This window comes from Alphaproteobacteria bacterium, assembly GCA_016722515.1.
Taxonomy (GTDB): Bacteria; Pseudomonadota; Alphaproteobacteria; order Rickettsiales; family JADKJE01; genus JADKJE01.
The window spans coordinates 489,367-502,647 of the sequence record JADKJE010000001.1 but is presented as its reverse complement, the minus strand read 5'-3'; the positions used below and the strand labels follow the sequence as shown (position 1 = coordinate 502,647).

Below are 13,281 nucleotides of genomic sequence, written 5' to 3'. Positions count from 1 at the left end.
CGTTATTCCCCTTGCGAGTCGTTTCCCTCATGCGGTAGGCGTTCTATTTTTAGCCATTTGATCTTCTTATCCCCGCGTTTGACGATTTCAAAACGATAACCGTAAAAGCGAAAGGATTGTTTTTCTTCTGGCAGTTCACCTACTTCGTGGAGAACCAATCCTGAAATGGTGGCGGCATGATCGTCGGGAAGATCCCACTCGAGTTTACGGTTAAGATCACGGATCGTTACGTGTCCAGCGATGCGGTAGCCTTTATCAGGAAGAGGGACGATATCTTCACGGACGGTATCGTGCTCATCATCGATATTACCGACAATTTCTTCGAGAATGTCTTCAAGTGTTACAATGCCTTGAACACTGCCATATTCATCAACCACTACGGCAAAATGGCTGCGGCGGGCGCGGAACGCTTTAAGCTGATCGTGCAGCAAGGTGGACTCGGGAATAAACCAAGGCGGAGAAGCAATATCAGTAACGGATAATTCTTCAATGGGCCTTTCGTGGGTTTTTAGAGCTTTTAATAAATCGCGTGCATGAAGAATACCAATGATATTATCAGGATTATCTTTCCACAAGGGGATACGCGTATGCTGGTTATCAAGTACCAAGCTGGTAAGTTCAAGTGGGTTCATATCGATATTGAGTGATGACACATGTGTACGATGGGTCATGATTTCTGAGACTTCGCGGTGGGCAAGATCTAAAATGCTGCTGAGCATATCACGATCTTCTTTTAACATAGCACCTTCCTGGTGGTGCATGGCAATGGTGCCGCGGATAATTTCATTCACTGCATTGCGGTCTAAACCTTCTTTGCGGCGGAAACCAATGTTTTTCATAATCCAATTCACCAATATCTCAATGGATTTAAGGATCGGAGCTAATATGAATACCGTTACCTTAAGCGACGGGGCAACAGCCAGAGCGACTTTTTCTGCGTGATAGACCGCATAGGTTTTGGGTATGATTTCTGAGAAAATAATAATGATAAGCGTTAAGCCCAACGAAGCATAAAGGGCTCCGATATCACCAAAATAGTGGATGGCAGCGGTCGTACTAATCGATGAGCACGCAATATTAATTGCATTGTTTCCTAAAAGAATGGCGCTGATCAGTTCATCCTTGCGATCCAGAAGGTGACTGACCAAAGCGGCGCGTTTATCGCCACGCTCTTTCAATTGATAGATACGTGCCCTGGAACTGGCAATGACTCCGGTTTCTGCTGCTGAAAAAAAGCCAGATGCAAAAACGCAGAAAACGATAGAAACAATATAGATAAATAAAATACTTTCGTCCATTTAGACTCCTTCAGGTTGAAAGGTGGTTATGCTAACGGCATGATTTAGTGGTGCATATTTGCAACCAATGGGTAAGGCCTGTTCAATTGCCGCAATGACGTAGGTTCGGGCATATTGTACGGCTTCTGTTAACGATTTTTTTTGTGCAAGTGCGCAAGCAATGGCCGCAGCCAAGGTGCAGCCTGTGCCATGAACATCACGTATGGAGATACGCGGGCTGGTAAACAAATGCCAGCGAATACCATCGAATAGAACATCCGTAATACTACTGCTCTGCAGATGGCCACCTTTGACAAGGACTGCTTTGCAACCCATTTGATAAATAGCCAGCGCAGCTGCCTGCATGTCATTGACTGTTTTAATGGGTATCCCGGTTAATGTTTCGGCTTCGATAATATTGGGTGTCACGAGTGTGGCTGTTGGAATAAGGTATTGTCTATAAAGATCAGCTTTATCATCTTGGGTCAATGAAGCCCCTGTGGTTGCTTTTAAAACAGGATCAACGATTGAAGGTATGTGAGGGTTTTCTTTAAGAAACTGAGATGTGAAAAGAATATTTTCATCAGAGTATAGCATCCCTGTCTTAATAATATCAGCACCTATATCAGACATAATGGCCTTTATCTGGGCTTCTAAGAATGAAACGGGAACCGCAAAAATATCGGTAATTGTTTGTGTGTTTTGGGCGGTTAGAGCTGCAATGGCGGTAGTAGCATAGCCACCTAGCTGCATAATGGTTTTTATATCAGCCTGAATACCTGCAGCACTGCCAGAATCAGATCCCGCAATAACAAGAATACGTGCCAGATTTTTATAACTCGAACAATCATCACCCATGGCGGTTCACAATCTCCTCAATGGATGTTACCACCATTTTTACGGATTGATCAACTAAATCTAAATCTTCGGCTTCAGCCATAACCCGCAACAGCGGTTCGGTTCCTGATTTTCTAACCAGTAATCGGCCTTTGCCAGCGAGTAATGATTCGGCTTCCTTGATGGTTTTTTGAACATGATCATGGGTAAGTGGGTTTTGATGTTGAAAACGCACATTCTTCAATATTTGCGGAAAGGGATCAAATACATTCAGTACAGTGCTGGCTTTTTGATTTTTTTGTACCAGTACGGCAAGAATCTGTAATGCGGCAATTAACCCATCCCCGGTTGTCGTATAGTCACTGAGAATAATGTGACCCGATTGTTCGCCACCGAGATTATAACCAAACTCCCGCATGTGTTGGGCTACGAAACGGTCACCTACGGGGGTTCGTTGCATGGCAAGGCCTTGTGTGTGCAGATATTTTTCTAATCCCATGTTAGACATAATCGTAGCAACGATTCCGTTGTTAGTCAGCTTACCTAACTCTTTCCAATACGTTGCAATGAGCGCCATGAGCTGGTCGCCATCAATGATTTGACCGTTCTCATCACAGACAATTAGACGATCAGCATCGCCATCCAGAGCTAAACCAATATCGGCCTTGGTCTGTTTCACCATCGCGCACATCGCTTCGGGATGGGTAGAACCACATCCCTGATTAATATTAGTACCATCGGGATAAATTCCCATCTCGATGACGTCAGCTCCCAGTTCCCACAAAATAGTTTTACCTAAATGATAGGCTGCGCCATTGGCACAATCGATGACAATTTTTAAACCCTTCAAACGAAGACCTTTAGGGAAAGAACGTTTGACGACTTCGATGTAGCGGCCGCGTGCATCGTCCAGGCGTTTGGCGCGTCCTAATTCTTCGGAAGGTGCCATGGGAATGGGATGTGAACCCAGTATCATATCTTCAATGGTTTTTTCCATTTCATCAGAAATTTTAAGCCCATGAGAATCAAATAACTTGATGCCATTATCCTGATAAGGATTATGTGAGGCTGAAATCATGACACCCAGATCTGCACGCAATGACTTGGTAAGCATCGCAACGGCAGGAGTTGGCATTGGGCCAACCAGCATCACATCCATGCCCGCGGCGATAAAACCGCTGGTCAGAGCCGGTTCAAATAGGTAGCCAGATAATCGTGTGTCTTTACCGATCACAACGCGATGGCGATGTTTGCCATTTTGAAACAGTGAACCTGCGGCCATCCCTACTTTCTGAACCAAATCAGGCGTCATGGGATAAACATTTGCTTTTCCCCTAACACCATCTGTACCAAATAATGTTCCCATTGTTTCCCTCACGCTAGAAAATGATCAGATACTAAACTTCAAGTGATCCATCGTCTTGATGCGAATCCGGATTATGATTGGCCGGATTAGCTGGAGCATCTTTATCGTTAGCTGGTTTTGGAGACGAAGAAGGAACGGAAGAGCGGCGGGTGAAGCCTTCTGATTCGATGTCACCAGAACCGTCATCTATTTTTTTCCTAAGGATAGGTTTGCCATCCATAAGGTCTCTGATCTCATCCCCACTAAGGGTTTCAAATTCGAGCAAGGCTTTGGCCAATAAATGCAATTTATCCAAATGGTGATTCAGAAGTTGTTTCGCCTGATCATAGCCCTGAATAACCAGAGATTTTATTTCTTGATCAATCAATGAAACAGTATCCTGCGCCTGCATTTCCGGCATGGTAAATGGACGGCTATGGTCTTCACCATGATAAAGTGGTCCAACTTTATCACTCATGCCCCATTCTTTAACCATGGCTGTTGCATAGGCGGTTGCCTGTTTAATATCCATGGAAGCACCACTGGTGACTTTTTCATAGCCGAAGATCATTTCTTCGGCAACTCGGCCACCCATGGCAACACAAATATCCGCTTTTAATTTTTCACGCGTCAGTGAAACGCGATCTTTTTCCGGCAGACGCATCACTAAACCAAGAGCTCTTCCGCGTGGTATGATGGTTGCTTTATGAATGGGATCCGAACCAATACAATAAATGGCGAGTACGGCGTGTCCTGCTTCATGATAGGCTGTTAGTTTCTTTTCTTCTTCACTCATAACCATTGATTTGCGTTCAACGCCTAGCAACACTTTATCTTTGGCATCTTCTAAATCGTGCATGGTGACAACTTTTTTGTTTTTACGTGCGGCAAGCAAAGCGGCTTCATTGACCAGATTCGCAAGATCAGCACCTGAGAATCCAGGAGTACCACGAGCGATAATTTCGGCGTTTACATCCGGACCAAAAGCTATTTTGCGTAAATGGACTTCAATGATTTTTTTACGTCCTTCAATGTCTGGATTGGAAACCGTGATTTGACGGTCAAAACGTCCAGGTCGCAGCAATGCTGGATCTAAGACGTCTGGACGGTTAGTGGCCGCGATAATAATGATACCCTCATTGGCTTCAAAACCATCCATTTCTACCAGCAATTGGTTGAGCGTTTGTTCACGCTCATCATTACTATTGCCAAGACCCGAGCCGCGGTTACGTCCTACGGCATCAATTTCATCGATAAAGATAATACATGGTGCGTGTTTTTTACCTTGTTCAAACATATTACGAACACGGCTTGCACCTACGCCGACGAACATTTCAACAAAGTCAGAACCGGAGATGCTGAAAAAAGGAACATTAGCTTCTCCAGCAATAGCACGGGCAAGCAGCGTTTTACCGGTTCCTGGAGGACCAATCAGCAGGCAGCCTTTAGGAATTTTTCCACCGAGTTTTTGAAATTTTCCAGGATCTTTTAGAAATTCAACGATTTCTTCCAGTTCTTCCTGTGCCTCTTCGATTCCAGCAACATCTTTAAAGGTTACTTTTTCTTGTTTTTCCGTCATCAGTCGAGCACGCGATTTACCGAAGCTCATGGCCGATGATCCACCGCTTTGCATTTGTTTCCACACAAAAATATAAGCACCGATCAGCAACACGACCGGGCCAAATGAAAAGAGTAGGGTCACAATCCAATTCACGTCCTCTTCCACGACTTCAATCCGAACATGCTTGTCGCGCAAATCAGAAATAAGGTCAGGATAATTGGGGGCAAGCGTTTTAAATCCAGCACCGTCTTTTAGGTGACCGTTAATATTGGAATTATTAATGGCAACGTCAGCAACTTGACCTGCATCAACCTTTTCAAGAAAATCTGAAAAAGGGATGGACTGCCCTCGTATCTCTCCTAGGTTTTTAAAAAAATTATAAGAAAGTGTAACTGCAACAATAATGAGTACCCAGAAAAAGAAATTTTTTCCGTTTTTTCTGCTTTGTTTCATCTATGAACGAGGCTCCATAATAACGTCTATCTATTAGTATACGAACTTGAGTTAAAGGAAACAATCATTTTTAAAGTGACGCAACCTGGAACACTGTATTTTCCTTATTTAGGAAAGAGTCGTAATAACCTATATGGGGAATGGCTACGATTTTTTCAAGGGCTGTCAGTACAGGTAACCCTGAAAATATTAACTGATTAAGACGATTGCTGGGGGTTATTCTCAACGAAGTGAGTGATTCCATAGCAGTTAAAGGAATGGCCTTTCGATAGAGCCACAGAGGATGGATAGCCATATTAGATTCAGCTAAATCAGTAGAGGAGATAGATGCTAGATCGAGATGAAAACGATTATCCCATTGAATGGGAGTGGGTATATCTATTGATACAGAAGCAATTGCAGCAGGTTCGCGGATTATATAGAGCGTATCTTTATGTCGATAAACGATGCACCCATGTAAAGTTGCTTGTAGTGCCGAAGCATTCGCAAAAGAATGACAGAGCCGCTCTAAACTATCAAAACGAGGAGCGATCTCCTGATGACTGACCTGGTTAAGGAGTGAGGAGATAACCCGATATTGTATTTCAAGGTGGAGGCTTAACCAATGGCTATTAGAAATAGAAGCAAACCCAAATTCGTGGTTAAATTCCGCAGGTTTGAGCGCCATAACGGTTTGTTGTTCAAGGTAATCTTTAACGCGGCCCATATGACGGGCGTGATCGGCGAGGCGAGATTTTATAAGGCCAGTACTCACCTGTAAATCGGGCTCAAGATGCGTGAGTAGCTTGCGTATTTTGACCCTGTCATAATGGAGATTTTCATTGGAGGGATCTTCAATCCAAGAAATCTGGTTCTCGGACAGATAGTGACTTAATTGCTGCTTAGGGATTCCAAGTAGTGGGCGAATAATACGAATGCCGTAGCGCGTTGATTCCACGGGAATGCCGGCCATCCCTGTGACACCGCTTCCTCTGAATAGTCGCGATAAGACGGTTTCTGCCTGATCATCACGGTGATGTGCGGTCATTAAAATAGGTATGTTGTGATCAGCGCACCATGAACACATAAGTTGATAGCGAGCATCCCGCGCTTGTGCCTGTATGTTATGTCTAACTGGTGGGTGCTCCCAGGCTAAAATATGATGATCAATGTGATGTGACTTTAACAGCTTGGCAACGATGAGCGCCTCTTGGTTGGATTCAGGTCTTAAAGCGTGATCGACGGTTAATGCCAGTATTGTTTTGCCGGTTTTATCTGCCCATCGTTTGAGAAGAAAGACAAGCGCTAAACTATCGGCACCACCGGATACCGCCACTGCAAGGGGAGTGTGTTGAACATCGCCACATAACGAGTCGATAATGTTATCAAAAGTCTCGGTGAGATGTTGACCCATTACGATGCCATGTTGAGGATATTAACAGCCAACTTTCTCTGCTTCTGCTTTGCCACGCTCTAGAATCGTTTCCGGTGCATCTTTGAAGTCGTTGCTTAGCTTTTTAAAGGTTGTGCAGGCTTCTGACTTTTTACCTGCATTCCCGAGTGACATTCCCAGCTTGAGCATATTGTCTGGAGCCTTCTGACCTTTGGGTGCTTCCTGAAATCCTTTCAAAAACTGTACAGCGGCCGTAGAATAATCTTTTTGAACGTAATAAGATTCTCCCAACCAGTAATAGGCGTTAGGAAGTAACGGATGATTCTTGTTGTCCTGAATAAAATTTCTGAACGAATATTGTGCTTCTTGAAATTTATTTTGGCTCAATAGATTAAAGGCATAATTATAACTAGCTTCGGGTGAGGTTACTTTGGGGTCGTTGGTCGCACTACCTTGCGCTCCTGGCTGAATCCCTGTAACAGGAGGCTGTGGGCTCGTTGGCGTAGCGGCTGCTGGAGCAGGTTTAGTAGCCGACGTTGGCACAGGAGTTACCGACGATAAATTGGTGGTGGACGCATGGTTAGCAAGCGATGATTGGGCCGGTTGGGGTGCCTGCGGAACCGCATTGGCAGCAGGTGCAGGGAGGAGGGGCTGAGCTACAGGTGGCATGGATTGGAGCGTTTTAAAGCGGATATCCATATCGGCTGCTAAACGTTTAATCTGTTCTTGAAGTCCTTGATTTTGGTGTTGAATAGCTTCAATTTGACCCGTTTGTTGGCGGAGGCGTTCTTCGAGTTCGGATATTTGAATCTGTAATTTAGACGTAGAAACAATATAAGGGGACGGCTTCGGTGCGTTGGTGGCATTAAGGCCGCCTGACTCGTTAATCATATACGCGTCCTGTCCATAGAACTGACGCTGTAACACAAGCATGTCCTGCTCAATGCGCTGAAGCCTTTCTTTTGTATTATCAGAAGCTGAAAAAGCTGGTACTGAAAATAAAAGACAAAACACGAGGGAACTTAATACGATTGCAGGAGAGCGCATATAAAACCTATAATAATTCAAAGTATTTTCTTTGCCTGGTAATAAACTATATTTCCAGTAGCTAGGATTATAGCAAAAAATAGAGGAAAGTAAAGGAAAGGAGCTGCGTACTTCCCATCCACCCCATCCTCTGGAGGGCAGGGTGGGGCAATGATCTCAAATTATTTGCTTATAACAGTTACACCACGGCGGTTTTCGCCATATGAAGTATCATCAGAGGAAAATTTCACTGGCTTTTCTTTACCATAACTGATGGTTTGTATACGGTTTTCACCTATACCTTGTGCTGTTAGGTAGTTTTTAATTGAGATCGAACGGCGGTCACCAAGTGCAAGGTTATATTCACGGGTTCCACGTTCATCAGCGTGTCCTTCAATCGTTACTTTAATATTCGGATGCTGCTTCAGGTATCCTACCTGGCGATTCAAGATCGCCTGGCCTTCGGAAGAAATGTTGCTGCTATCTAGAGCAAAGAATATCCGGTCGCCAATATGTGAGGCAAAATAATCCTGGGTTTCTGTTCCGGCTCCGGCTCCATCGCCACTGCCGTTGTCATCCCCAGTATTAGCCCCGTCAGAGTTACCGTCAGAGTTAAGGTTTGCTAAATCACCACCGTCATCCACCCCAGCATACTGGTCTACACCAGAAACTGATTCGGGACCTCGGCGGCCTATGCCCGGAACATTAGTTGTCGTTACTTCTGCATCATCATACTTACAAGCAGAAAATGTAAGCAACAACATGAAAACCAAACATAGTTTTTTTAGCATAATACCTCCTTAGGTCTTTAACAATTAAAGAATCCATTATAACTCTGACGGCATTTTACTATAAGTTATACAACTATCAAGTACTATTTTTGCTCTTCGATTAAGACAGAACGGCGGTTTTGAGCCCAAGATTCTTCGCTAGAACCTTGAACAGCAGGACGTTCTTTACCATAAGAGATAGTTTTTACGCGTGAAGAATCAACACCATGACCAGTTAAGTATTCTTTAACCGCATTGGCACGACGCTCACCAAGAGCAAGGTTGAATTCCCGGGTTCCGCGTTCGTCAGCATGTCCTTCAACAACAACTTTTTTGCTTTTGTTAGCAGACAACCAACGAGCTTGGTTTTCTAAAATAGCAGTAGAAGTGCTGTCTAAATCAGAAGAATTAAAACCGAAAAATACGCGGTCTTGCAAGTCTTTGCCTAATTCAGCTTTATCGCCAGGATAAGGAGCCAAAACAGATGACGAATCGCCAGTGTTTCCGCTACCATTTGGTGAACTTGCTCCAACTGAATCAGTTTTTTTGGTTGAGGTACAAGCAACGAGAAGAACGCTTGCAAGGATTGGTAAAAGCACCTTTGATGTGCGCATAAAGCCTCCTAAAATTATAAGTAGTGATGTAATTCACCTACCTGTTAAAGAGCACAATGCTCCATAGATAGATATGGTAACATTAAAGCGATATGACAGAAAATAGCAAGAGCGATCTAACAAGAAGTGCGTCAAAATCATTTTTTTTTGACACTGTTGATTTTATGCCACAGATAAACAAAAAAAAGGTGCAGCATTTTTGACGCTGCACCTTTTTGGTAGTGGCTTACATGCGTACATCTCCCCTATAGGAAGATGACGCATAACGTTTAATTAGGTAATAGTGGTGACCAGGCAGGATCTGATCCGCTGTAGGGGATTTCAACCCGTTGCTCAAAATTACCGGTTAAATCGATTGAATAAAGCTGAGCTAAATTAGGCGAGTTGCCGCGATTGCGTTCTTCACGGGTAAACATGAGTACGCGGCCATTGGGTGCCCATGTTGGGCCTTCAACGAGGAATCCACGCGTAATAAGACGTTCACCAGATCCATCAGGGCGCATGACACCAATATAGAAATCGCCTTGATAGCGTTTAGTAAATGCAATCAAGTCTCCACGAGGCGACCATACTGGAGTTTCTGCTGTGCCATTACCAAAGCTGATACGTGTTTGATTGCCGCCACTCGCACTCATAACATAAAGCTGAGGAGAGCCCCCACGGTCAGAGTTGAAAACAATCTGCTTCCCATCAGGTGAGTAAGAGGGGGAGGTGTCAATAGCTGGGCTGCTAGTGAGGCGCATTCTTTGGCCCGTAGCTAGATTCATGCTGTAGATATCAGAGTTTCCGTGATCGGCAACTGACATCACAATGCTTTTTCCATCAGGAGAAAAACGAGGAGCAAATGTCATGCCAGGAAAATCACCGACTAACCGTTGACGTCCAGTAAAGGTATCGAGTAAATAAACACGTGGCGTGTTATTGGCATACGACAAGTAGGTGATTTGATGGGTGGTGGGAGAAAACCTCGGGGTTAATACGAGCGTTTCAGCACCTGTTAATAAACGGTGGTTAGCGCCATCTTGATCCATGATAGCCAAGCGTTTAACTTTGCGATTTCCAGCAACAGACTCAGCAATATAAACAATACGTGAATCAAAATAAGGTTGTTCTCCCGTTAATTTTGAATAGATTGAGTCCGCGATTTTATGCGCTAGGCGTCTCCAATTGTCCCTCTTGGTTACTTGTGACGCTGCATCAAGCTGTTTTTCACCATTGGTATCCCATAGACGGAATTCCATTTTAATGGCAGGCTCACCCGACTTATCAACAAATGTAGAAATCGAACTGGTAACCAAAGCATTTGCATTAATACGTTTCCAGCTTGGAAAGTTGGGATAGGTATTGATAGAGGTAATATGCTCAATGAAGGCTCCTTTATCAATCGGAGCAATGAGCCCAGAACGTTTAAGATCGGCTTTAACAACATTCATGATGTCGTTTCCCATCTGACTATCGCTAGGCAGGCCTGCAACCGGATCGGTGATGGCTACCGGTAACGGTTCAATTTTACCCTGCGTAATATCAATACGCAATACAGCGTGTGACGGTTGTGGGTACACGATGGCGGTAGCAAGTGAAAGAAAGCAGAATGTTTTGAGCATTAGGTGTTTAGATAGATTCATAAAGTCCTCATCGGCTTAATAATATATAGAGTGGTCAAAGTTTAGCTCAATTCTCCACCAGCCATTATCACCACCGTATTTTTCTTGTGATGGAATTTGGCGTAACTTACGACAGGCGTCATTCTGAATAGCCATAATCGCACGTTGTTGCGCCGCACCATACAAGGTGGGATCAACTCCTGGTGGGGGAGATAGTGTTAGAACCTTATAATTGCGCACATAACCGGTTCGATCAAGAATAATTTCTACTTTGACAGATAATAAGTCTGCTTGCTTTGAACCAACCAGTGGTTTCCAGCATTCGTAAAACTGCTGACGGAGACCATCTTTTTCACTCAAAGACACAGGAATATTAGGATTATAAGGATTTAAAGCATCCTGAGCAATCGCGGCCTTCATTTGCTCATAGGGATCTGCGGCAGGCTGTGCTTGTGGCTGAGGAGGGCTTGGCTTTTTATCCGGCTGTTGTTCCTTGGTATCCTTAAGGTAATTTTTCATCATGTTATCGAATTCATTATCGACCTTTTCACGATTTTCAGTTTCCTTTTTAGGTGGTTCCTTTTTTTCCTCTTTAGGCTTTTCCTTTTTTTCTTCAGGTTTAGCAACTTCGGCTTTTTCTTTAGGTTTAGGTTGCTCAACCTTGGTTTCCTTAGGTGCGGGTTTGGCCGATGGAGGCGGAGGAGGAGCCTGTTTTGGTTTGGGTGGTGCTTTTTTAGGTTCTGTTTTTTTGAGCTTTTTTTCTTCTTTCACTTCCTGTTTGGGCGGCGTAGGTTGACTTGGCAGATTAGTGATTTGTGAAATAGGAACTAATTCAACGGTGAAGGCTGTAGCGTCGGTAATATCTTTTTTGTCTTCAATGAATGGAAGTTTGAAGATAAGAAACACAAGCACAATGGCATGGAGCAATAACGAATAAATGAGGTTGCGTTCCATGCTTAAGTCTCTAACTAGTTGTTCTGTTTAGGTTCAGTTAACAGGGCTACTTTATTGAAGCCGGCACCATTAACAGCGCCAATAACCTGCATAACAATACCATAATTGACTTTGCGATCACCACGGATATAAATTCGGGTTTCTGTATTGGCCTTGGTAATGGCTTCTAATTTGGGAACCAGTTCATCGAAGCGTATCTGTGTATCCTGAAGGTAAATTTTCCCCTTGGATGTAACTGAAATTTCAAGTGGATCAGTTTTTTCGGGAATGGTTTTGGCAGCCGAGTCTGGTAAATCTACTTTTACGCCGGACACAACCATAGGCGCCGTTACCATGAAAATAATCAGAAGTACGAGCATTACGTCGACCATTGGAGTGACGTTAATCTCGTTACTTAAATGGTGTGTATGCCGATTGTGTCGACTAACGCTGCCAGAAGGAAGTTGCATAGACATATTGGATCTCTCAATGTTTATCGGTTTTGGTCAATATCACGAGACAATAAACTGCCAAGCTCATGGGTAAAATTTTCTAAACGAATGATAAATTTATTTAATTCGTTACTGAACATATTATAGAACACAACCGCTGGAATAGCTGCAAATAAGCCGACGGCTGTTGCAAACAAAGCCTCAGCAATACCAGGAGCCACAGTTGCCAGACTTGTGTTGTTGGCGACAGCAATCGATTTAAAGCTGTTCATAATACCCCACACGGTACCAAACAATCCTACGAAAGTAGCAGACGATCCAACCGTTGCCAGAAAGCTCAACCGTTTTTCGATACGTTCAAGTGAGCGATTGGTAGCCACCTGCATTGCGCGAAAGATGCGCTCTTTAACCCCTGAACGAAGTGCAGAATCCTGCTGCATGGGTTGATTGTTTCGTTTCCATTCTTCCATAGCAGCAACGAATACCATAGCAAAGGGATTGTCAGCAAAGGTTTTAACCCTTTCGTAAAGATTTTCCAGTGGTTGGCCTGACCAGAAAACTTTTTCAAATTTTGATGTTTTATCTTTCAGCGTACGAAAACGCATATATTTATCGAAAATAATAGACCACGACCAGATAGAGCTAATGATGAGTAGCAACATCACGAATTGAACGATAATATCCGCATTCATAATCATTGTTAGAAATGACATGTCCGCAGCACCGTGATTAACACTGGATCCTGCTACGGCAGAAAGATGAGAAGATTCAATAGGGGTAGGAGTAGCCATAATGTTTCCTTATGTAAAGTTGGATTGATTATACATCAAAGTGCCCCTGAGGTGCAAGTTAATGGTACATTCCTTAATCAACTAAATTTTGTTTGGCTTCCCTTATCCTGAAAAAATACAGTTAAAAATCTTTAAAGAATCAGTGCTTTGTCATAAAATTTCAACAAAGTTCTTTCTAAACGATCAATATACAGCTAAAATACACCAGGCGCATTATCCTTATCAATTCTAAGTAGGGCCGGTGAA

Annotated in this window: 12 protein-coding genes; all 12 read right to left on the bottom strand. The window is 43.6% G+C overall.

All coding sequences use genetic code 11. The features are described from left to right. Positions 1-2: 2 nt before the first annotated feature. Positions 3-1,298, bottom strand: coding sequence for an HlyC/CorC family transporter (locus IPP74_02190; protein MBL0318105.1), 1,296 nt, complete (start codon positions 1,296-1,298; stop codon positions 3-5). Continuing rightward, positions 1,299-2,135: a bifunctional hydroxymethylpyrimidine kinase/phosphomethylpyrimidine kinase gene (gene thiD, locus IPP74_02185; GenBank protein ID MBL0318104.1), complete on the bottom strand. Its 837-nt coding sequence runs from the start codon at positions 2,133-2,135 to the stop codon at positions 1,299-1,301. It abuts the gene before it with no gap. Next, positions 2,128-3,480 carry a phosphoglucosamine mutase gene (locus IPP74_02180; GenBank protein ID MBL0318103.1) on the bottom strand — a complete coding sequence of 451 codons (1,353 nt, stop codon included), beginning with the start codon at positions 3,478-3,480 and terminating at the stop codon, positions 2,128-2,130. Before IPP74_02180 ends, thiD begins: the two co-directional genes overlap by 8 nt. A 31-nt stretch (positions 3,481-3,511) precedes the next feature. After that, entirely contained in the window at positions 3,512-5,473 is a 1,962-nt protein-coding gene (gene ftsH, locus IPP74_02175) for an ATP-dependent zinc metalloprotease FtsH (protein ID MBL0318102.1), read from the bottom strand. A 70-nt stretch (positions 5,474-5,543) separates the two neighbouring features. Then, positions 5,544-6,866 carry a tRNA lysidine(34) synthetase TilS gene (gene tilS, locus IPP74_02170; protein ID MBL0318101.1) on the bottom strand — a complete coding sequence of 441 codons (1,323 nt, stop codon included), beginning with the start codon at positions 6,864-6,866 and terminating at the stop codon, positions 5,544-5,546. Positions 6,867-6,887: 21 nt separating this feature from the next. After that, a complete protein-coding gene (gene ybgF / locus IPP74_02165; protein ID MBL0318100.1) occupies positions 6,888-7,892 on the bottom strand; it encodes a tol-pal system protein YbgF in 1,005 nt (334 codons plus the stop codon). A gap of 161 nt (positions 7,893-8,053) precedes the next feature. Further along, on the bottom strand, positions 8,054-8,635 hold the full coding sequence (pal, locus tag IPP74_02160; GenBank protein MBL0318099.1) for a peptidoglycan-associated lipoprotein Pal: 582 nt from the start codon (positions 8,633-8,635) through the stop codon (positions 8,054-8,056). Positions 8,636-8,745: 110 nt separating this feature from the next. After that, the gene (gene pal / locus IPP74_02155) at positions 8,746-9,255 is read right to left on the bottom strand and encodes a peptidoglycan-associated lipoprotein Pal (GenBank protein ID MBL0318098.1); all 510 of its coding nucleotides are present in this window, start codon (positions 9,253-9,255) and stop codon (positions 8,746-8,748) included. 269 nt (positions 9,256-9,524) lie between these two features. Continuing rightward, positions 9,525-10,859 (bottom strand): Tol-Pal system protein TolB, encoded by a 1,335-nt coding sequence (gene tolB, locus IPP74_02150; GenBank protein ID MBL0318097.1) that lies wholly within the window; start codon positions 10,857-10,859, stop codon positions 9,525-9,527. Between the two features lie 36 nt (positions 10,860-10,895). Continuing rightward, positions 10,896-11,813 (bottom strand): hypothetical protein, encoded by a 918-nt coding sequence (locus tag IPP74_02145; protein MBL0318096.1) that lies wholly within the window; start codon positions 11,811-11,813, stop codon positions 10,896-10,898. 14 nt (positions 11,814-11,827) lie between these two features. Continuing rightward, positions 11,828-12,268, bottom strand: a complete 441-nt coding sequence (tolR, locus tag IPP74_02140) for a protein TolR (GenBank protein MBL0318095.1) — start codon at positions 12,266-12,268, stop codon at positions 11,828-11,830. Between the two features lie 17 nt (positions 12,269-12,285). Continuing rightward, positions 12,286-13,035: a protein TolQ gene (tolQ, locus tag IPP74_02135; GenBank protein ID MBL0318094.1), complete on the bottom strand. Its 750-nt coding sequence runs from the start codon at positions 13,033-13,035 to the stop codon at positions 12,286-12,288. Positions 13,036-13,281 lie beyond the last annotated feature (246 nt).

Bases quoted from the DNA above. Each gene is read 5' to 3' on its own strand.
- IPP74_02190 (MBL0318105.1), bottom strand. From the start codon at position 1,298: ATGGACGAAAGTATTTTATTTATCTATATTGTTTCTATCGTTTTCTGC.
- thiD (MBL0318104.1), bottom strand. From the start codon at position 2,135: ATGGGTGATGATTGTTCGAGTTATAAAAATCTGGCACGTATTCTTGTT.
- IPP74_02180 (MBL0318103.1), bottom strand. From the start codon at position 3,480: ATGGGAACATTATTTGGTACAGATGGTGTTAGGGGAAAAGCAAATGTT.
- ftsH (MBL0318102.1), bottom strand. From the start codon at position 5,473: ATGAAACAAAGCAGAAAAAACGGAAAAAATTTCTTTTTCTGGGTACTC.
- tilS (MBL0318101.1), bottom strand. From the start codon at position 6,866: ATGGGTCAACATCTCACCGAGACTTTTGATAACATTATCGACTCGTTA.
- ybgF (MBL0318100.1), bottom strand. From the start codon at position 7,892: ATGCGCTCTCCTGCAATCGTATTAAGTTCCCTCGTGTTTTGTCTTTTA.
- pal (MBL0318099.1), bottom strand. From the start codon at position 8,635: ATGTTGTTGCTTACATTTTCTGCTTGTAAGTATGATGATGCAGAAGTA.
- pal (MBL0318098.1), bottom strand. From the start codon at position 9,255: ATGCGCACATCAAAGGTGCTTTTACCAATCCTTGCAAGCGTTCTTCTC.
- tolB (MBL0318097.1), bottom strand. From the start codon at position 10,859: ATGCTCAAAACATTCTGCTTTCTTTCACTTGCTACCGCCATCGTGTAC.
- IPP74_02145 (MBL0318096.1), bottom strand. From the start codon at position 11,813: ATGGAACGCAACCTCATTTATTCGTTATTGCTCCATGCCATTGTGCTT.
- tolR (MBL0318095.1), bottom strand. From the start codon at position 12,268: ATGTCTATGCAACTTCCTTCTGGCAGCGTTAGTCGACACAATCGGCAT.
- tolQ (MBL0318094.1), bottom strand. From the start codon at position 13,035: ATGGCTACTCCTACCCCTATTGAATCTTCTCATCTTTCTGCCGTAGCA.